Raw genomic sequence first — 22,200 nt, forward strand, 5'->3', positions numbered from 1 at the left:
GGATATCTGATTCCTGTCTATCGCAGATTTTCATTATTGTAGTCGTTTCCAGTTACTCCCGAACATTAATGCCTCGCTCGGGTAACGGATGGAGTATGTCTCGCCGGCTGTTACTTACCGGACCTGATTTACCTGAGCTTGAATCAAAGGCGTTCGATATTCTTAGTGAGAGCGTAGGAACACAGCCTGAAAGTATTCTCTACGTCGGTCAGCCGGAACACCCAGAGGACGCAACGAACGATCGCTGGATGGAGTTTGGCCCCTCAGCAGGACTCCGTGTCGATACGTTGGACAATCTTGCTTCACAGTGCTATGAACAGGATCAGTACAAGGGCCGAGTAACTCACGTTGACCGACCGCTTCTCTTCCGACTCGTCGAGCTTGGTGTCGAAGAGATCTCGTCGTCTACGAATCCACTCAACACCGACAACCAGTTCCCCCGAGCAGGGCTCGTCCAGGAAGCCGAGACGCTTTTCACCGAACTGGAGTTCGCTGGACTGCTCTCACCGGACGCAATGCGGCAGCGTCTCGAACAGGAGGGCGTGGGCGACCGCGCGGACTACGTCGCCGAACTGGCGGAAGAGATCGAATCTGCCCGACAGACACTCCTTGCTGATGAACTCCCGGAAACGTACCGTACCGAGCGAATGCACCACGCCACGACGGCAGAAACATCGCTCACAGACGTCTTCCCCTCAGTCGAGGCTGTTGTTCTCAGTGGGTTCACGCGATTCGACGCTCTAGAAGTAGACTTCCTCGGACGAATCGTCGACACCTGGCCGGCGATCGCTCTCCTCCCTAAGCAGATAGACGAAGACTCGGCCCCTGGTGTTGATACAGGCGCCAAACAAGCGCTAGAGACGTATTCCGACCTGGACTTCGTTCGACAGCACCACGATGAGCCTGCCTCGTCGACTCTCGAAGCGCGACGGCGCATCACTCGTAGTCTCTATCGGCATCCCCGCCAGTCGCCGTCAACCAGCGACATCAACGGGGGAGCGCTGGATCTGACGCTCACCGAACCGGAAACGGTCCCCGATGAGATCCGAACTGTTGCCCGAGATATCCGGAGCCAAATCGCGACAGGAACGTCGGCCGACGATATCGGCGTCGTCCTCACGAATCCGGTTCAATATGCTGATCAGGTGCGGGAAGCTTTCGAGATGTACGAACTCCCGTTCAATCTACAAACCGAGATTCCCCTTTCCGAAACAGCCCTAGGCGATGTCGTCCAGATAGTCTGCCAACTCGCACAGGAACCTCGGAGCATCGACACGCTCCTCGATCTCCTCACGAACCCTCTAGTCACCATTACGCAAACGGGAGAGAACCTCGATTACCACGAACTCGCCCGGGTGGCAGCTAGGGCAGAGACAAATCGGCTTGAATCGACTCTCGAACACGTTGACGACAGTCTCGCGGCAACGGTTACCTCCCTGACTCGGGATGCAGCCGCTCTGTCAGAGGTGTCACTGGAGGAACTCCCCGGCCAACTCGATGCCCTCCTTGAGCGTCTCGGCGTCTCAGCCGCACTAGAAGGTGAACAAGAACTCTCACCTCCACTTCGGGAACGTGAACTGCGTGCTCGTGACCGTCTCGACCGGATCCTTGAGACCCTCGCCCTCACAACACCGTTGGCGGACCCCGAAATCGGTGACAGCGTTGATCGGCTTGAGCGCGCGCTCCATGGCGTCTCGATCCAGCAGAGCACACGGCCACCCGAGGAGAGCGTCGTTGTCTGTAGTCTCGCCGAAGCCACCCTTCGAGAGTTCGAACAGGTATACGTTCTCGGGCTGACGACGACACAGTTCCCCTCAGATCCGGAGCGAACCGCTTTCACACGACCCATCTACGAGTCACATCCCGACTTCGAGCAGACAGATGTCTCTGCAGAGGCACGGTATCACTTGAGCGTCCTCCTCGGGAGTACAGCATCAATTCATCTCTCCATCCCCCAGCAGAGTGCTAGTGGTGAACCACACGTCGAAGCAGATATACTGACCGAACTTCGGCGGCTTGTCGATCTCTCAGAGGTGACTATCGAGCCAGCTGACAGCGAACCAGGATGTCAAGAAGACGTGCAGCGGGCAGTCGGCGACGTACTTCCCGAGACATCCGAAGCACGAGTCCACGACCTGCTCACTGAAGCAGTCGAAACCGGTTCGTTTAGCACCACCCAACAGGCCCGTGTTCAGGCTGGTATTGCTTGTGCCGCGGCACGAGCAGGTCCCGAACTGACGCCCTACGATGGCCAGCTCACAGAAGAGACCGTCTCCCAGATTCACGATACGCTCGACCGCGAGCCGTACAGTCCGAGTCGATTGGAGACATATGCTGCGTGTGGGTTCAAGTACTACATGCGCCGCGTCCTCGGTATCGAAGCACCGGATCGCTTAACGCGGGAACCCGACGCGAGCGACCGTGGCTCATTCATCCACGACGTGCTCGAACACTACTACCTGTCGTTACAGTCAGGGGGCAGCGATCCAGTTCACCCAGGTGGCGACTTCGAAACACGGCAACAACAGCTCCTCGACACTGCACTGGAGCGGCTTGACAATGCGTTCGATGATGGCGCCCAGACAGCGTTCCAAAAAGAATGGCTGACCTCCGTGCTCGCCGGACTCGGAACTCCGGACACGAATCCATACTATGGGCCACATGAGACGCGAGACGGTCATCCAATTGCGCGGGGGTTGTTCTATCGGTTCCTCGACCACGAGGCGGACGAGCCCGCAAAGACGACCGCCCGACCAACGTGGTTCGAAGGCCGGATCGGTAATCCCTACGACGCAGGCACGCCACTCAGCGACGACCCTGCAGAGATTGAGACACCACACGGCCCAGTTCCCATTCATGGCCTTATCGACCGCGTCGAGACGGTCCCTGGAACAGACCCAACACAGGTTGTCGTTCGGGATTACAAAACTGGAAGCTCAATCCCCAGCGAAAGTGAGGCGCTGAGCGGGCTGAAATTCCAACTGCAACTGTACGCGTTGATGGCCGAAGAGGCACTCGACGATGTCGAAGTAGTCGGTGGCGCGTACTACCAGGTCTCACCTCCGAGTTCAGTCAATTCTCGCAGCGGGCTCCTCACCTCACAGGAGATGGCAGTCTATCACGGGAGTGACGACGTCGACACACCGCTGCTCCGTCACTCCTACCCATACTTCGAGACACACGAGGCGTTCCGACGATTCATCGAGGAGACAACCCCACAACGCCTCGGAGAACTCGCCTCGGGAATCACAGAGGGTCGCTTCCATCCGACAGTCCTCGATCCATCGGACGCCGGATGTCGATACTGTGACTACGCACACGTCTGTGACGTCCGCTCGCACCAGCGGAAGGAAGTTATCGAAGATATCGACGACACGGGGGCGTCAGCGTACGTGCCACTGAAAGCCAGGGATCACGATCTCGAAGACGTCGTGGAGGTGGAGTAACGATGGTCTCCTACGAGGACTTGACCGACGAGCAGCAACGGGCTGTCGACGCCCTTGACCGGAATGTAACCCTCACAGCCGGGGCAGGAACGGGCAAGACCACCACGCTGACCGCCCGATATCTGAAGATGATCGAACAGTCGCTCGGCGAGCAAACCGACGGCGGGACTGGTGAGGCCCAGCTACTACCTGAGCATATCCTGACGACGACGTTCACCGAACGGGCAGCAAACGATCTTGAGGAAAGCGTCCGAACGGAAATCACGGACCGCATTGAGTCGCTCGATGTCGAGGAGTTCGATGCCTGGCGTACGGTTGCGGATGAACTCGAGCAAGGGTACATCCACACGCTCCACGGGTTCTGTGCTCGCCTCCTGCGCGAACACGCGCTGACGATTGACGCCGTGGATCCTGGCTTCGATACGCTAGACGAAAACGAGACAACCGCACTGATCCACGATACGGTTGGTGCCGTCCTCGAAGAATACGAGAACCACGAGGCAACGCAAACGCTGGCCCGACGGTTCTCACGGAGCCAGCTCCAGGACGTCCTGACCGATCTGCTGGGCGAGCGACCGGAGAGTCTTGAGTGGGCAAACCGGTGGGCGGACGCCACAGAGGAGGAATACATCTCGTTCGTTGAGTCGGCCCTGCATCCAATCGATCCGGATGAAGCCGCCGAGCGGCTGGCCCACCCCGACTTCGTCGCGGCTGCGGCTACCCTGCGAGAGTTCGTTGAAAACCCACCAGATATCGAGACCGGTGGACAGACCTGGCAGCGTGCGGAAGGGGTCGTGGATCGACTCGAACCCGGATTCGATGATGGGGTCCCATCCCGATCCAAGCAGTCGATGATTGCGGAACTCAGTATGCACCTCACCAAGGGTAGTGGGGAACGCTACGCAGGCTATACGGGAGCCAACACGCGGTGGGGAGACCATCCTCGAAAGACGGAGTTCGACGGCGCGTTCGAGACACTAGTCGAGACGCTCCAGCCCGAAGAGTACGCCGTCAACGTGGATCTGGAGATCGAATCGAACAGCTTCCCGTTCGTCCAGGCGCTCGCAGAGCTGACCCAAATCGCGGCTGCCGAGTACGAGGAACGGAAAGATCGGCAGAACGCTGTCGACTTCACCGACCAGATTTCCTACACCGTTGACTTCCTCCAAGCACCGGGGAACGCCGACATTCGCGAGGAGTTACGGGAGCAGTTCGAGTACGTGATGGTCGACGAGTTCCAGGATACTGACCCACGGCAGTGGGACCTCATCAAGCTCCTGACGGCCAGTGACGGGGAAACGTTCGATGCCCAGAACGTGTTCGTCGTCGGCGACGTCAAACAAAGCATCTATCGCTTCCGGAACGCTGACGTCACACAGTTCCGCGAAACGGCCACCACTCTTGAGCAGGTGTCCCAAGACGCTCGAAACACGGATACGGAAAGCGAGGACGATGACCAACTTTCGACGAACTTCCGAACGCTGCCGACGGTGCTGGAGTCGATCAACGAACTCTTCGAGGCCATCTTCGATGAAGACGGTGAGCCGTACGAAGCGGCCCCCCAATCCCTGACAGCCGATCGCGACGATCCAGCGGATCTCGGTACTGTGGAGTACCTCACGGTGCCAACTGATGCCGACCTCCGGGAGCACCACTGCGATCATTACGCGGACTTCGCGACAGCCGAGCCGGAACACGACACAGAGTTGGAGGCGATGGCGCTCGCCGCCCGTCTCTCCCAGATACTGGCTGAACCGCTTCAGGTCTACCCCGAGGAAGACGAAACGGACGACGATAGTAGTGAGAGTGAACCGACTACCGAAAGCGGACTGAGTAGTCGAGAAGAGACAGAGGGCAGTGATGAACCACCGGAGCCACGGAATATCGAACCGAGCGATATTGCTATCCTCATCCGCAGCCGCACCCACCTCAAAAAGTACGAACGAGCGTTAGAAGAGGCGGACGTCCCCTATTCGGTCGCGTCCGGGATCGGCTTCTACGAATCGACGGAAATCACCGCGCTGTTGAACCTCTTCCGTGCGCTCGCCGATCCAAGCGACGAACGCGCACTCTACGCAGCGCTTCGGTCGCCGCTATTCGGGCTCACCGACGACACGCTCGCACAGTTGAAACTCCACGACGACTCTATCTGGAATGCGCTCGCGACGAGTGAGCATCAGGAACTCCAAGATGCCTACGAGTATCTCCAAGAGTGGCGTCACATGGCGGGGCTTGGCGACGAGGAACCCGCTGGATTCGACGGGTCGTGGGCCGCGTATCTGACGCGGATCCTCGAGGATACAGGCTACTTGGTGAGTGTCAGCGCCGACGAGCGTCCACAGCAGGCGATGGCGAACGTGGAGAAGTTCCGCGAACAGCTTCGCGGATGGAGCGACGATGGTGTTCGGAGTCTTACGACACTTGTGAGTCGGATCGAACGCCGTATTGAGCTCGGCGGCCGGGAGAGTGAAGCTGACACGACCGGCGAGGGCGTCCAGATTCTAACGATCCACGACGCCAAGGGAATGGAATTCCCGTTCGTCGTCGTCCCTGGGATCGGTCGCGAGTTCAAGGATGAAGCGGCCCTGGGCGGAGGGAAGGTCGAGTTCGAACAGGTTGGTGGCCAGCACGCAGTCGGGATGAAGGCACCAAGTCCGGACGATCCGTTCGAGATGGTGGATACGATCGCCCGTGACACGATTCGTGAGCGCCGTCGCGCCGAAGAACGCGCCGAAGAGAAACGCGTGCTCTACGTGGCCTGTACACGAGCACGAGACCATCTGCTCCTGAGCGGCCTCCACGAGGCAGCTGGAGAGACCGAGGAACCAACGATGACGGATCTCGAGGAACCAGACCCTGAGTCAGCTTCAAGTTGGCGCGACTGGGTGCAGCCAGAACTCCTCACCGAGGACGTGTGCACTGCCCTCGATTCCGATACCCACGTCCGGCGTACGTACGGTGACGGCACGTACACCGTGTCACTCCCGACACCGCCAGCCGAACAGGTGCAACCTGAGCCCGATATCGACCCCGACGTTGAACTGTCGCCGCGGCCGCCCAAGCCAGATGTCAGCTTTCGGTTTTCGGCGACTGACCTTGCGTCACTCTACGGGGAGTATGGCGAACTCCAATTCGACGAAGACACGGGTACCATCTATGTCGAAGAGACCGACCATAGAGAGAGGAGTCCGGAGAGTCGACACGGTGAAGAGGACCCAACAACCGGAGAAGCCGAATCGGACAGCCGCTCAACAGAGGAAACAAGTATCGAAACGGACGGCGTCGACGCGAGCGTATTCGGCGAGATGGTGCATCGACTCTGCGAACTGCGGCCGCCGGAAACTCACTGGCCGCATCTTATGGAACAGACGCTTGTTGACGAGGGGGCTACGGTCTCACTCTCACCCGAACTCCAGAACCGCGTGAGTACACATGCCCAGCGCGGGATAGACTACGTTGACGAGCAAACCACGGACGTCGATGTAGAGCACCAGTACGACGAACTGTATGTTACTGCGGAATTCGAGCGCGGAGAGATCTCGGGGTTCATCGACCACCTGATCATCACGCCCGACGCGTACCATATCATCGACTACAAGACAGGTGATGTCACGCCTGAGGAACTGGAAGCTGACGCGGAGTATTACGAGAATCAAATGAAGGCCTATGCGATTGCATTAAACCAGCAGGAGACTGGCCGTAGCGTCCGAGTTTCACTCGTGTTCACGACGCTCGACGCCGCATGGGATGTTGAGTGGTCTCCTGATGAGATTGAATCGATGAGGAAGCAGATCAACGAAGAGATCTGGGAGCAGTTTGAATCGCTTGAGCGCTAAAGCGTGAGTTGAATCCGTTGACGGCGAAGCGAATTCCCGTCTTGATTGAAGAGGCCGACTACGGGCTTGATCGAAGCTTGGCGGGCTCGCTGGGGCTCCGTGGTCCCGCCGAGTGCGAATGAGAGTTCCTCGTTCTTTGTGTAGTTTTATAAACTTCCCAGATAAGTCCACCATATGAGTACCTCTTTTGATGACTTGGAATACTTAGACGAGGACGAGATCCGGGCGGAGTTCATACCAGGCGGAGGTGTCGAAGAGTTTATTCCAGGATGGGGGGACAACATATCCCAGATACCCGGGAAGGAAACAGAGGATGGTATCTATATTGGGTTAGTCAGAATTTGGGGTGAAGACAGGAGGATTGATCGAAGTCTTAGATTGGTCGACGTCGACTTTTCCGACAGCAAAGCAGTTGAAGGTGAGCTGGAAGAAAAATTTGAGTTCTACTTCAAGGGCGAGAAATTTCATACGGAAGAGTGGAGCTCAAGCATCGCCTCGTGGTATGATTGCGCAGTGCAGCTCCCCGAGGGGTTCAGACATACCTTATCGAGCTACATTGACCTGCTCGTGACGAACTGGTCCTATGACGATATTAATGAAATCTGGTGGGAAAGATATCAAGAAGAATTCTGATCGCGACGTGGGGTTAATTGCGAGAGAGTAGCTCGAATAGGGGCTGGCAAGTACATCGTCGATGCTGGGTACAGTTCATCTCGTCGTCTCGTACTCGGCCGTGATCGCTCGGTCTCGGCGAAGTTTCTCACGAACGTTTTCGCTTCGGCAATCGACCTCCAGACGCCGGCGTTGCCAATCCTCCCCAGATTTGCCGTTCCACACTCCGAATAGCGTTACCTTTGGGAGTCGCAGAACGCCGAACAGCACCGAGAGCGTGTAGAGCGCATCCTGCAGTTCGTCCCATGTAACGGTCACCTTCCGTGGAATATCAACTGGGAAGCTCACATGTTGCGCGAGTACCCCTTCCTCACGAGCCAGCTCGACGAACCCGTGGTCATTGCTAAGGAGAATTACTCGCTTTCGACTATCTTGGTCGTACTCCGCGTAGGCATCCACGATGGCTTCGTCGCCCGTTTCACTCTCAATCGTATCCGCATACCGATGATCGCGGAGACGGCGGTACTCGTAGAGCCCGAGGAATCCTTCACGGTTCGCCCCAGCCGGCTGATTGTCCAGCCGCGCGAACTCGGAGCCGAACGCATCCTCGAGGGCTCGCGTCTCGTAGTGGTTGTAATGCCAGTTGAGTTCCTCGTAGATACCCGTCGCGAGGGTAAAGCCGTTGACTGGGCTTCGTCCCTTGTCGTCACTGTAGCGCTCCGGATCCAGTCGGAGTACATCCGGCATCCGCCAGGCGAGGAGGTTCGTATCGATGCCCAAGGCCACAGGCTGATGGCCAGCGTCAAGGTCGGGATACCCCTGTCGGCGGAAGAACGTCTCCACGTCCTCGCGGTTTTCGATGTCGACAAGGCCACCAGCAACGAGCGCTCGGATGTAGGTATCCTTGTCAGGCAGATCGTCGTATGCCTGTTCGCCGTACGTCGTGTGGAGTTCCTCGCGGGAATCCTGGTACGTGAGCGCGCCCTGCGTGAATCGGACCGTGGTTGCGACGGGATCGGAAAGGTCGATTTCGAGGAGTTCTCCGATCTCCTCACACGGGTGCCGAACACTAACCGACGTAATGCCCTCCGTGTACAGCGCGTTGAGGAGATGCGTGATGTGGTGGCGAGCAAGCTGCATTAGAAGACCTCCTGGAAGTCGACGAGTTCGACAACTGGTCTGGGGACATCGGGGTACAATCGGCCGTAGAAGCGGTTGTTCGAGACGTAGAGATAGAAGACGTGGTCGGCCTCGAACTGAATCCCCGCTTGGAACGCGATCGCCGACATGAACTTTCGACCAGGAGTGACGTCGACCGCCGCCGTACCCCCCTCATCCTGTATCTGGGCAATCGGTTCCCGGAAGTGCTCGACGATACCCTGAAAATCAGTCTCCGTCTCGAGGTGCGTCACGGAGAGGTCAGGATCCTCACCGCCGTATTCGACGACCACACGCTCCATCATGGACGTGATATCATCGAACTGCTCACCGACGCCAGGATTATCCAGCACGTACAGTTCGTCGGGGAGGAATCCCTCTTCACAGGCCGCGATGAGAGGATTGATGACCGCCTCCAGGTTCGTGCTCATAGTTGTGAGCCACGCATCGACCATTGCTCATCGACCCCACGACTGAGCGGTGCTAGCTTGCCATTGCTCGTGCTCGATCTCCGGATGCCGGACTGCTACTCGTCGAAGCGATTCGTACATAACGTGGAGTTCTCCGACCATCGTGTGGGCCGTATCACGGAGGTCCGCGAGCTGAGCCTCTGGACTGGTGTCCGTCAACGTCTGTTGCTGCTGCGGGAGACGAAGCTGCGTGATGTAATCCAGAATAGCGCTCGTACCGCTTGCTAATTGCGGGAAGATCTCGGCAACTTCGTAGACGACACGTGGGTGGTCAGCAATGACCTCCTCAGCGACCGAGATATCGAAGGCTGCTTCGATCTCCGCTGGCGAGTCGTAGCCACCGCTCTCGTTGCTTCGCAACAGTGCTTCGCCGGCGTCGGCGAACGTGCCGACTAGCACTCGCGTCGCCCCCGCAATCGGATCCATGCGTTCGATGCCAACCGTATCGGTCTCGGTTTCGGTTATCGGGTGCCGAATCCCTGCGAACGCCGCGTATGCCCGAACGAACGCATCCGCTGCTGCCTGCCCGTCACGCATGATTCGTTGCTGGTCTTGTTCGGGAAGTTCATCGAAGGCGTCGACGAACGGATACTGTGGCATAGGGACGAGCGTCGGCTGCGAGAAGCCCGGTTCCTCATCGAGATCGATCTGTGGGCCAGCGTAGGTGGAACATCTACCACTGTCGACCGCGTACGCTCGCCGTTCCCAGTCGAGCATCGCAGCCCTCGCCGGCGTCAACTCGTGGTACGCAGTTCTGATAGTGCGATGTGGCGCGGGATGAGGACGGTGTCCGATAGTCGCCTCCTGAAATTCACGAGCGGAAATGTACGCAGGTCCCTCGATGGTCCGTTCCTTGAAGATGAGGGTCCCGTCATCCATAGTCGTGGATCCTCTACCGGGGATCTGCATCCGAATCGTCAGCAATCGCTGCGCTAATCGCTTGAGGCGGTCAGATTCCTCGATCTCTTCCGTCCATCGATTCGGTATATCGGTCGATCCGAATCGAGCGCCAGCGACAGCGCCGGCGATCGCACCGACAGTGTCCGTGTCGCCACCGCTGTTCACAGCCTGAACAATGGCCGTTTCGGCGGACTCAGGGGTCAAACCATAGTAGAGCCCAGCCTGGAGCGAGTCGACGACGTATCCAGTAGTCGCAAGCTGGGCTTCGAACGCTGCCGAGTCGCGGTCGCCAGTGACGACTTCCTGCACCTGCGTGAGTGCCGTTCGAAGTTCGTCGGGAGCTCTATAGGTATCCTTGAGCGCGGTCCCGAGTGGGTCGCGTTCGTCGCGAATCAGGTTTGCAAGGGTCCGGTTGAGAATCACACAGCCCCACTGGCAGCGCGGGTCGGCATGTGTGATCGCCGACGAAAGCTGACTGACCTGGGTGAGTTCTGCATCGAAGTGCCGAAACGCGATCGCGTGCGGCGCACACCGCATCACGCTCCCGTTGCCGGCGTTGGATCCCTCGGGACGCGATTCCCAGACGTCCGCGCCAGCGTCGTCCCACGACGTTCCCTGTCTGATCTGGGACAGGGAATCGCGCGTCATCAGTCCGATATCGAACGGGTCAGAATCGAGCCAGTCGACGAACCGATCCGCCACATCGGCCGGATCGAACCCGCGGCGGTCGACGAGACTCTCCGCGATACAGAGTGCCATCTCAGTGTCGTCAGTGATTGTCCCCGGTGGCTGGCCGTGCGTGCCGTCGCCGAGCATCTCCGTTACTTCGCCGTGCTGGGATGCGATCTCCTCAGCGCTCTTGAATTCGACCGGTCGACCTAGTGCGTCACCACAGGCCAGCCCGAGGAGACACCCCTCTGCGTTACGTTCAATTGTCATGGAATCACGATATCCTCCCTCTCGTATAATTCTGCACTCGCGAACGACCGGACAGTCAACAAGCGAAACGCCGAGACAAGTCTCATTCGGTGATCTGGGCGACCGCCCACGATGCTCTCGTGCGGACATCGGCGTTGTCATCATCGCGTGCTCGGTCTTTCAGGGCCGAGGTCGCGTCTCGAGCACAGAGGTACCCCAGCGCCCAGCATGCGTTCTCACGGACGAGCGGATTCTCGTCCGATAGCAGCTCCACGAACGTCGGCGTGACGTGTTCGACCGACTCCGGGGAGTCCTCGGCTACGCGGCTAAGGGCACCGCTCGCATTGATTCGCGTGTAGGTGTCCTCGACCGTCAGCAATGCGGTGATCTCCTCGGTGTACGGCTCGACCACGTCGGTGTGAACGATCGCCACGTCGCCGATTAGTCCGATTGCGTTGTTCCGGAGCTTGGGGTTATCGGCGTCGAACAGGGTCGCGACGTCGTCGACGATATCGACGGCGATGCTCGGGTACTCGCCCACGATCCGTCCAAGCCCAGCGGTCGCGTTCAACCGAACGCTGTCGGACAACGAGTCACGGAGGGTGACTTCTCCAAGTGTCTCGGCGACCGGTTTGACTTCCTCCGGATACTCGCGCGTGATCCGCGAGAGTGCGTACACCGCGTACTGGAGTCCGTCGACGTCGTCCTCAATGATCGTTGCAAGCGACGGTACGGCGTCCACAGCATCCTCGGGGTCTTCCTCAGCAATCGCGGCGATACATCTGGTCGCTTCACGCCTGACGGAGACAATGTTCGACTGCAGATGCGGTACGAGTTCGTCGGCGAGTGGAGCGATCGCCCCCGGATCGGCATCACCAATGGCGCGGAGAGTGGCTAGCACGTCGGCCCGAGCGGGTAGCTCGTCACGTGCCAATAGTGACCGAAGGATTGGAATCGCCGGCGTACAGTCCTCTGGGCGCACCACCGCCACCCGACGGAGTACCTGGACTGCGTCCTTTTCCCGGAACAGATCAACGTCTTCGCGATCCAGAAGAGCGAGGATCGATGAGATACGGACCGCCTCTGGATTCACATCCGCGAGTCGGCGGAGCCCAGTTGCCTCCTCGGCAGGCGTCTCTGCGCTCGCCGTGTAGAGATTCGGTGGGGGATCGACCACGGAGAGCAACTCGATTGCGTCGACGGGAACGGTGAATTGGTCACTATCAGGGGCGAGCGGCGTGCATTGGAGCGCTGGCGCTGCCGAAGGCCGTTCGAGTGTCACCGCGTGAAGGGAGACGTCGTGGCACAGCTGCGTTCGTTCGGCCCCATCATCGATGTACGTGAGTTCGAATCCGGGCGCATCGGTGTGGTCGTCGAGAAACGACGATAGCATCGACGCGTTCGCCGGCATGATTCCGGCAGACGACGGAAGTCCACCGTCGGTCATTAGGTCACGAACCCACGGGAGATCAGGATGGATGTCTCCCCGTTCGACCGCGGGAACGAACTCCCAGGCGTGGTAATGCTCCCACCCGTCGACATCACTCAAATCGAGGTCGTCGACAACGACGTAGCCGTCCGCGTCCGGGTGCAGGTCGGCGATGAGTGATAGCCGCTCGCGCCGGAGTGGGAACTGCTCGTACCGACCATCGGGCTGTTTCTCGCCGAGCCACTCGTCCCAGTCGTCGGGGTGGCGACCGACGATATCGACGACACCCGGAATTGCGGCCTCCTCGGCCAACGTCTGATTCCCGATAGCGTAGACCGCGTGCGGCGTATCGTGCGCGAGATGACGCACCCACTCCAGTGGGACGGCGTCGTGGCGGGGATGTGGATTCACGTCGACAGTCCAGTCACGGTCGAACGCGAACACGAGCATTAGTCACTCACCTCGCGCGGCGTCGCGGGCGCCTGCTGACACAGTGTTTCCAGGAGTTCCACCTCCTGCTGCATCGACTCATCATCCACAGCCGCCATCTCATCTGCGAGGTAGCTGCGAAGCTGGTCGAACCGCTCGGTATATCGATCAGGAACGACCAATGGCACGGACTCGCGCTCGTGCTGGCCGCGCTGGTCGGGGAGCAACCAGTCGTCAACGCCAGTCGCGGCGTCAGCGCGGTCGTGGAGGTCAGCTGCCCACGTCCGGAGTTCGCGAGCGTACCTGGCGAGCGCGACGGCCTTCCGGACGCCCTCATGGGCGTATGTGCTGGACTCGTCGGGAACGTCGACGGTGACGCGCTCGGTGTACTCACCACCGTCCCGTTCCGTCCACGAGGCGACCAGATCGAGATCGGCGTCCGAGCTCGTCTGCTCGAGGCGGACGAGGACGACGCCGCCCCGAGCTTCGCCATCCTGCTTGGCGGAGGGAAACAGCGTCCCGACATGCATCAGGCGGTCGGTCTCGGCGTCCGCGGACGGCGATCCGTGAACCGCCTCGATCTCGTAGCCGTCTGCGTCAAGGTCGAGGTTCAGGTCGTACACCAGCGGGGTAACCATGTAGTCGAACTCCTCCCCCAGACGACGCTCGAACTCTGCGGCCGAGTGGATGAAGTAGTGGTTCGCCCCACGGATGCCCGACAAAGTGTCCGCTAGCTCCGCATTCGCGTCCAGCCCCATCCCGACGAACGTCGTGTGGACGCCCTCGGCGGCCGCGTCCGCGAATAACTGCGTGAGTTCGCTGTCCCCCGTCGTCCCCGTGTTCGGCATCATGTCGGTCATAAAGACGACACGGCGCTCGACATCAGGACTGGGCGTCCCGCCGACCAACATGTCGACAGCCGCCTCGAACCCGTCCGCGAGGTTCGTACTGCCGCCAGCAGCGATCTCGCGGATGTGGCGACGGATCGCAGGCATATCCGTCGTTCCGACATCGCGGAGAGGTTTCGCGACGTGGGCGCGGTGGTTGTAGAGGACGACGCCCAGGCGGTCCTCATCGTGGAGCTGCTCGGTAAGCGCGCACAGCGACTGGGTCGCCGCGTCGATTTTCGTCGCCGCATCATCCTCGGCCTCGCGCTTGCGCCCGTGTTGGTCGTAGTAGTACGCGTCGAAGGAGCTGTCCATCGACCCGGAGACGTCGAGGACGGCGACGAGATCCAGCCGCGGCCGTTCGAACTCGTCGACCGAGAGCGTCGAGTCCAGCCCCACCGACAGGTAGCGCTCGGTCTCCCCACTGATCGGGTGGTCGCTCGTGGCAGCCGCGTAGCGCGGCGCGAACAGGGCGTCCGATTCGGTCCGCGTTCCCGTCTCGAAGTGATAGTCGTAGAACAGCCCCTCGTCGCTGATCGCCTCCGGCTGTGGCGTATACCCGTTCGCGACGTTTTCCCGGAAGTTGGCCACGTCTTTCGCGCCGCCCGCGGCAAGTCCGACCGTCTCCGGGCTCGCCATATCGGCACTTGCTGGCGCCGGTGATGCGCTCTCCATCACCTGGTTTTCGAGCATCTGATCGGCCTCGGCGGTCTCCCGAAGTTCGTACACGTCGACGCGGCGCCCACAGGACTCACAGACGTAGTCGGGTGGGGTAACCGACCTGTCGTCGTCCATCGGCGTCCAGTCGTCGACGAGCGAGCGGTCATCCCGAACGCGACGGACGGTGGCTCTGGTATCGATGATTCCGAACGATTTGTCGAGGGAGAGCTGTGACGCAGCCTGCGTGACGGCCGCTCCAGCTGCATCGACGACCTGTCCGGGTCGAAGCCGTCCCCCGCAATCAGGACACTCTACCCTGATGTCGTCTGCGGAGGTGACAGGGGCAGCGCCCAGCAGCCCCGAGATGCGGTGGGTTGCCCCGGTTTTCAGGCCCAGGAGCGCCTCGCTGTCAGGCGTGGCGAGTACCGTGAACTGCTTCCCCGATTGATCGGCGACCAGCAAGCGGTGGACGTGTTCTCCGTCGCAGTCGATGGCTCGCCGAGTGATGAATTCGACTGCGATATTGTGACGCTTCCCGTCCTCTATGTCCGCGTACATCGTATCCATGGTATCTGTGTGGCCTGCCATTCCCCGGACAGCCAACGGGTGGTTGACGATAGTGTGTGCGCTCGCCCCGGAAACGAAGGGAGAGTAACCATCATTACGATGCGTCTTTATCCACCTTCACACCCATTAGTGTGCGCTAAGATGTGATAAATGCTTCGCCAATTAGCAAGATAGAGCGGATATTAGAGAGCAAAGACTCATCGTAGTGTTCCTTATATCGTGTTTGGTGGGGTATCATACTATAGAGGATGGATTATGAGTATGTAACCACCTCTACACTGTCGTGTATTGAGTCGAAACAATCATTGTGAAGGAGGTCATGGGTTAGTCAACAAACCCATGCCTATCGACGCTGGTGACGCTCTCGTTCGGGCGCTTCACGACCATAATCCGTGGTGGGAACACGGGACAGAAGCATTCTCACTCCCGGCACGGCAAAAGAGCGATTTCTATCATCTCGCCCGTCCCGACGAGTCCGGCAGCCAGTTCGAGGACCAACCGCTTCTCGGCCTCGTTGGACGACGGGGCGTCGGGAAAACCACGCTCCTCCACCAGTTCATTCACCATCGCATCGAGACTGGCGACGATCCGGAACGATTCCTCTATCTTCCATTCGACGCCGATCCGCTCTACCAACTCCAATCGGACGAACAGCTACGACGCGCAGTTCGGTACTACGAGAGCAGGGTTCTCGGTCGCATCGAAGCAGACCACCCACACTTCATCCTAATCGACGATGTTCACCAGATCGAGCATCCGAACAAGCCGACCATCGACGGGTGGGGCGTCCCCGTCGCAGAATTGCTCGAGGACGTCCCGGGACGACACGTCGTCTTGACCGCCAGCGCCGGCATTCAAGTCGAACGGGAACTCGAAAGCGTCGCGATGCCGGCCGAAGACTACGATATCCAGCCCATTCTCCCTGAGAAGTTCCGGGACTACCTCTTCACGCTGTATCCAGATCTTGAGGAAGAAGACACTCGCGTGAGCCCTACCTCTCTGCGAACCGGGGAGAACAGCCTGCCAGCGGCTCTCCAGAGTGGCGAGGTCGAGTCACTCGTCGCAGAGCTTCGACAGAAGTACGAGAAGGTTGCAGACGTCGAACGACGCATCCAGTCACAAGTCGTCGACTACCTCGCGATGGGCGGGACCATCAGCTACGACCTTGACGGCGCCGCCGAGTCGGCAGCGGACCTGACGGTGGATGACTACGCGCAGCTGCGCGAGGACGTTCGCGATGCCCTCTACCAGGAGGTTCCCGGCTTCGAATCGATTCAGACGATCGCAGATCTTGAACGCCTCTGCGCGCTCGCCGCCCGAAACCGGGGGGCTGAGCCGTTCCGGTATCAGGATCTCGTCGAACTGTTCGACGTCGACCGGCGGACGATCGCCGATAGCTATCTTCCCGCGCTGGCAGAGCTGTACCTGTTGACCGGCGTTACCGAGTACGACAATAGCCGCCCCCGGTCGGTGCGACTCTACCTCCGTGACACAGGGCTGGTGACCGCGATCGCCGACGGCGACGCCTCGACCGTCCGCAACGATTTTGACCGCGAGGCCGACCTAGCCCGCGTCGCGGCGTTCGACCACACGATGCGGTTCGCCTATGGGATCAACGCCATCCAGGGCAATGACGAGACGCCCACCGTCCAGTACTGGCGTGGGCGAGAGGGTGAGGTCGACTTCGTCTTCGAGGTAGACGGAACCCCTGTCCCGATCGGGCTAGCGTATCAGTCACGCGAGCGTGAGGAGTCACTCGAAGCCGTTCGAGAATTCAAAGAAGCGTACGACGTGCCACTTGGATTCATCCTCGCTGGTGATACGGTTCGAGGCAGACAACCTATTGAGGATCTCGGAGAGGGAATCATCCAACTTCCGTACTGGTTGTACTTGCTCCTATGCTAGGTCGCTACCTAATCGGTTGTGAGAACGGAACGAGGGACCTGTCGGTTGCCGCTGATGGAAGTCGTGATGGGGCGAGGTACCGGGAGACGACAAAGCGTGTTCCTCACGAAAACATTCATACGATTGATAGGGAATAGGTGAGACGAATGGGTGGACTGGTTGATTACGACTACGACTTTTTCGACGAATACCAGTCCGACGTCCTCGCTGATCTACCGTCCATAGAGCAACTCATTCGATTAGATGATGAGGTCGCAAATAAGGTCACGATGCCCCGATATGAGGGGCCTGTTGATCCGATCGAATGGAAATTCTTAGAAAGATATTACAGCAGCTTATTTGCAGACTTCATTACGGACCGCATTCAGGGCATCGTCGATACGGAACCCATCGAGACGAATCGAGACAGATTCCACGGATTCCGAGAGGACATTGTTTCGTTAAATCAGAACCTCCCCGCACAGCGGTCAGCGCAAACAGGTGTGATTTCGAAGCCTGCAGAAACGGTCCTTCTCAAACGACTGCGACAGCTTGGCTTCGATCCGAGTGCGCTAGACGTCTCTCATATTGGGAGTGGTGGCGGTCTCTATCTGTTGGAGCTGTTCGTGACCGCCGCCCAGCAAGAAGCACTGTCAGATTCAGAACTCCTGACAGCCCTGCTTGACGAAGCCGATTCGCTGGGCAGCATGAGTAAAGATGCGGCCATGTCCCGCCTGCATCGGCCTGTCCTGATGGTCTCCCTCTGGGATAACCAAGAAGAAGGCCTCAACAAGTGGCTGGACAACGGCCGACACGGAATTCTCGAGATGGCGACGGCCACAGGGAAAACGGTGGCTGGAATCGCCGCCATCGCCGAATGCTGCGGCGTCCTTCCGGAGGACCCCGACCACGAACCACGAACTGACGACGCGAAAATCATGATCGTCGCCCACTCGAATGCGATCCTCAAGCAGTGGGAGCAGGAGATACAGGAGAAGCTTGGCCTCCCGATGCCTGCCGGACAGACGGGTGAACAGGCAGACCGCGTATCGTTTAGTAGTGGAGAAGTGGAGTTCTATACTGCACAGTCCCTCCTGCCACGATACGACCGTGATCTCGCCGACCAGTACGATCTCGTCATCTACGACGAAGTACACCACTACTCTAATTTAGATGGGTACGGAGCTGCCATCGACAGACCAAACTATCGGGCTGCGATGGGCCTTTCAGCAACGATCGGCGACGACGGTGAGCTGAAACGAGAGCAGCTTACCGAGCTGTTGGGTGATGTCGTCCACACGTATGGGGTCGAGGACGCTCGTCGCGACGGAATCATACCCGAATTCGACTGGACTGTACACCCAACGCCGCTCGACCCTTACGAACGGGAAGAGTGGGATGAGGCAACAGAGTCGATCTCCGACCAATTCAAGCACATCCGGCGGTCGACAGCAACCAAGCGGATTCTCAAACAGATTCCTGTCCCGTTTACCGAACTCGAAGACCTCGGGGACTTCATTCGCGCACACGAGGCTGCGTCGATGGTCTTCGACGATGAGGACATACCCGATGAATGGTCGAACCTCCAGGCGACGATTCATTCGCGGACCTGGATCCGCCACCGATCACAGCCGAAGATCGAAGAGGCAATCGAACTGGCGAAGGACTATCTCGAAGACCCAGACCAGCCTGTCAAGCTCGTTATCTTCGCGATGGACATCGACACGGCTGACGAAATCGCAGACCAACTCGGGGAGGTGTCCGATCACGTCTATCGGGCACACAGCCAGCTTGAGACCTCCTCCAAGAAGAACAACGAGACGGTCCAACGTAACATCAACAAGTTCGGGAAATGCGAGAATGGCGTACTCGTCTCTCCTAAGATGCTGGACGAGGGGATTGACGTCCCGGATGCGGAAGTCGGCATCAACGTCGCGGGGACCAAAACGAAGCTTCAGCTCGTACAGCGGATGGGACGGGTCCTCCGCAAACACGGCGATCAGCGGCCCCACTTCCACCATTTCATCGCCATGCCCGACGAGAACTACATTGCGGGGCTGGACTCGAAGGAGTATGTGCAGGAGCTCAACTGGGTTCGGGAGCTGGGGGAGACGATTGGGGTGCAGCCGATCATCGAGGAGGCCGGCGTCGACGCCGAGTTGCTGGAACGCGCCGAGCAGCGGGGACACGAACTCTGGGCCCGAGATCTGCTTGAGGATCTCGAGGTAGAGACCGTTCAGGGGAACGTCAATCTGGAACAGTTGCTTGATGAACTGACCGTCGAAGCGACAGAAATTCTGCTGGATGAGTTATGGCTGGAGGGGGAACGAGTGGCGCAGGATGACTGGGAAGCCGCGATGGAAACACTCCGTGACTCGGAAGCCCTCTCCGTCGAAGGCCTCCAGCGCGTCTGGTGGCTTTTCCCCATCTATCGAGAGCGACCGACGGAGTTGGACGAGCTATTGACAGCGTCGTTAAGCGCGCTCTCTGAGGAGGCGTCGTCGGGCCAGCAGTCACAAGAAGGAGCAACCGCCAACCAAGAAGGAACACCGACCGACGGCGAGTCAGCTGATGAGAGTACAAGTGGGGAGAGCGATACACCGGAGCAGAAGTCACCATCGTCGACGTCAGAAGACGACGAATCACATGAAGAGACAACTTCGTCTCAAGGCCCTGATTCGCCGGAGCCACCCAGTTCTGAATCGACAGAAACCGAGTCGGATCCACAGGTTCCTGAGATCGAGGAGGAGGCCGGCAGCGATGAGGCGGTTGGGAGTGCCAGCGTGTTTGACGTGCTGGGAGTGGGTGAGCCGCCCAGCGCTATTTCGAGACGGCTGCAAGTCGACCCTAGCACAGACGCATCCCTCGACGAAACCCTCCTGACGAGCACGGGCGACGGTGGCCTCTTCTCGACAGGCTATCTACACCAGCGATCGCTTCAAACCTACCTGCTGAATGGCGAAGAGGTAATCTTCCTGCTGGCATCGAAGCGCCAAGCTCCGGACTACACCGGCCAGCAGCTGCCAGATCTAAACGGGCATCGGGCGATTACTGTAATCACCCCCACGCGGGTGCTCTGCGTCGTCGGGAATGATCCTGAAAATCAAGCGATCCAGATCCGCCACGAGGACGTCACGAGTGTCGATGTTCAGCAGGCCGGCCAACTCTTCTGGAAGCATCGCACAATCCGAATCCAGACGGACGACCAGACGCTCACAATCCCCGACGGTACCGATACCGATCTCGAAGCTGCTGCGAGATACGTTCGCATCGCTGCGTACGAGGAACGGTGTGCCGCAGGCGAGCGGCTCCTCGAATGCTGCGACGTCGTCGCGACTAGTAACGGGTTCACTACAGTTGAGGGCGTGTTGGACGCAGCCAAGAGACAGTTCCAATCCGCTGTTGAATGGGGCGAGCGATACGATCTCGATACAGCGAGGGCGGAAGCCGGTGTGGAGTTCACCAACACCTGTCTCGAGAGAGCTGATCGGCAGGTAGAATTCGAGGAATCGCTCACAGAGGCTCAGCGACTCGTGAGTGATGCGCGCACAGCCTCGATAAACGGCGAGGAAGATCGGGCACAGCAGCAGTACCGTGAGGCGAAGTCGAAGCTTGAGGCGGTACTGTCCGCCTCAGATGAGAAACCGAATTCCTCGGTGGTGGAAGCCAAACAACTCCATGCGAAACTTGAGGAGGCTCTTGCGGCGGAACGCGACAGCAGTGGGACAGAGGATAAATCGAGTCCTGAGACCGAGACAGCGGCCGCTGAGCAGTCAACGGGAAGTGATAATCACCAACCCACGCAGGACGATCTCATCGACGAGCTCCAGACCTTGACAGAGGACCTCGGTGGCGCCCCAAAGGCACCCGAGATGGACGATCAAGGATCGTACTCGACTCACGAGTATTATCGGGAGTTCGGATCGTGGAACGATGCACTGGACGCTGCCGGTATCGATCGCAGGGAGTCGCTTCTCACTGAACTGGAGCGTGTTGCTGCTGAAATCGGAGAGGTTCCGTCGACCACTCAGATCGACGAACACAGTCGATACAGCTCCGGAATGTATGCCGACGAGTTTGGGACGATAACTGCAGCACGCGAAGCCGCTGACTTCGCCAGCGGTGAAGATTCCGAACAGGCATCGCAAGCCCACGATTCGACCGATGAACCCCACGGTCAGCCTGACGACAGCGCCACGTCGCCCACCCCAGATTCTGGACCATCCCGGCAGGCACTCATCGACGAGATTCAGCGTCTTGATGACGGTGAGAACCTCGTGCCGTACGCGTCGGAGATGGATTCTGACGGCGCGTACAAATCGTATGACTGTCTCCAAGAATTCGGCTCGTGGGATGAAGCGCTGGAAGCTGCGGGGATCGACAAGCGAGAGCGACTCCTTGAGGAACTCCGACGTGTTCGTGACGAACTCGGACATATGCCGAAAACGACGGAGATGAACCATCACGGGCGAGTCTCCGCGGGAATGTACTCCAACTTCTTTGGATCGTGGACGGAAGCAACCTCCCTGATTGATGCGAGCGAAGAGTCGACTAACGAGACGACTGAGTCCGATCTATCTCCCGATACCAGAGAGGAATCAAATTCATCGCCCGTATTGAATGGTGACAGAGATTCCGTTCTCACCTGGGAGGATATCCCCGGGAACAGTCGGCTTCCGTCTTCGATCGCAGTTCAGGTGAAAGAGAAGAAACGGACCCGGTCAGATCGTGTAGATGGCCGGTATCTGGTCGCCGATCTCAACGGCAAAGAGTTCGAGCTCAAAGTCTGGCAAAAACACGGGCTCGAGATTAAGTGGGAAGTCGATACCTGGTATATCCTGCGTGAGGCCAGAGGGACAGTCTGGGAGAGCGATGGCGAGGTACACCGACTACTCGATAGCACGAGAGACCTTACGGCGATCGAATGTGGATCAGAGCCACCGGTAGAAGCGAAATCGTGACTGGGGTGAGTTAGGAAGGTAAATAACTCAACAAATATGCCAT

10 protein-coding genes are annotated in these 22,200 nt (G+C 59.0%); 5 read left to right on the forward strand and 5 right to left on the reverse strand.

Annotated elements, in window-relative coordinates; translation table 11 throughout:
• Positions 1 to 95: 95 nt before the first annotated feature.
• The 3 genes from MUG95_RS16090 to MUG95_RS16100 all read left to right on the forward strand — a co-directional run bounded on the left by MUG95_RS16090 (position 96) and on the right by MUG95_RS16100 (position 7,915).
• Entirely contained in the window at positions 96 to 3,446 is a 3,351-nt protein-coding gene (locus MUG95_RS16090) for a PD-(D/E)XK nuclease family protein (protein WP_247010679.1), read from the forward strand.
• A 2-nt stretch (positions 3,447 to 3,448) separates the two neighbouring features.
• Positions 3,449 to 7,282, forward strand: coding sequence for a UvrD-helicase domain-containing protein (locus MUG95_RS16095; protein WP_247010680.1), 3,834 nt, complete (start codon positions 3,449 to 3,451; stop codon positions 7,280 to 7,282).
• 174 nt (positions 7,283 to 7,456) lie between these two features.
• Positions 7,457 to 7,915 (forward strand): hypothetical protein, encoded by a 459-nt coding sequence (locus tag MUG95_RS16100; RefSeq protein ID WP_247010681.1) that lies wholly within the window; start codon positions 7,457 to 7,459, stop codon positions 7,913 to 7,915.
• A gap of 75 nt (positions 7,916 to 7,990) precedes the next feature.
• Here the strand turns inward: MUG95_RS16100 and MUG95_RS16105 are convergent, their stop codons facing one another.
• The 5 genes from MUG95_RS16105 to MUG95_RS16125 all read right to left on the reverse strand — a co-directional run bounded on the left by MUG95_RS16105 (position 7,991) and on the right by MUG95_RS16125 (position 15,333).
• Entirely contained in the window at positions 7,991 to 9,034 is a 1,044-nt protein-coding gene (locus tag MUG95_RS16105; RefSeq protein ID WP_247010682.1) for a PIN domain-containing protein, read from the reverse strand.
• On the reverse strand, positions 9,034 to 9,507 hold the full coding sequence (locus MUG95_RS16110; protein WP_247010683.1) for a CRISPR-associated ring nuclease: 474 nt from the start codon (positions 9,505 to 9,507) through the stop codon (positions 9,034 to 9,036). Before MUG95_RS16110 ends, MUG95_RS16105 begins: the two co-directional genes overlap by 1 nt.
• A 3-nt stretch (positions 9,508 to 9,510) precedes the next feature.
• Positions 9,511 to 11,361 carry an ADP-ribosylglycohydrolase family protein gene (locus MUG95_RS16975; protein WP_308219610.1) on the reverse strand — a complete coding sequence of 617 codons (1,851 nt, stop codon included), beginning with the start codon at positions 11,359 to 11,361 and terminating at the stop codon, positions 9,511 to 9,513.
• A gap of 82 nt (positions 11,362 to 11,443) precedes the next feature.
• Complete coding sequence (locus MUG95_RS16120) at positions 11,444 to 13,219, reverse strand: HEAT repeat domain-containing protein (protein ID WP_247010684.1); 1,776 nt, start codon at positions 13,217 to 13,219, stop codon at positions 11,444 to 11,446.
• A complete protein-coding gene (locus tag MUG95_RS16125; RefSeq protein ID WP_247010685.1) occupies positions 13,219 to 15,333 on the reverse strand; it encodes a vWA domain-containing protein in 2,115 nt (704 codons plus the stop codon). Before MUG95_RS16125 ends, MUG95_RS16120 begins: the two co-directional genes overlap by 1 nt.
• A gap of 318 nt (positions 15,334 to 15,651) precedes the next feature.
• Between MUG95_RS16125 and MUG95_RS16130 the strand changes: the two genes are divergently transcribed.
• Together MUG95_RS16130 and MUG95_RS16135 are read left to right on the forward strand one after the other, a co-directional pair.
• On the forward strand, positions 15,652 to 17,217 hold the full coding sequence (locus tag MUG95_RS16130; RefSeq protein WP_247010686.1) for an ATP-binding protein: 1,566 nt from the start codon (positions 15,652 to 15,654) through the stop codon (positions 17,215 to 17,217).
• A gap of 146 nt (positions 17,218 to 17,363) precedes the next feature.
• A complete protein-coding gene (locus MUG95_RS16135) occupies positions 17,364 to 22,157 on the forward strand; it encodes a homing endonuclease associated repeat-containing protein (RefSeq protein WP_247010687.1) in 4,794 nt (1,597 codons plus the stop codon).
• Positions 22,158 to 22,200: the final 43 nt, after the last annotated feature.

Origin of the sequence: Halorientalis litorea (assembly GCF_023028225.1) — an archaeon.
In the GTDB taxonomy this organism is placed as follows: domain Archaea; phylum Halobacteriota; class Halobacteria; order Halobacteriales; family Haloarculaceae; genus Halorientalis; species Halorientalis litorea.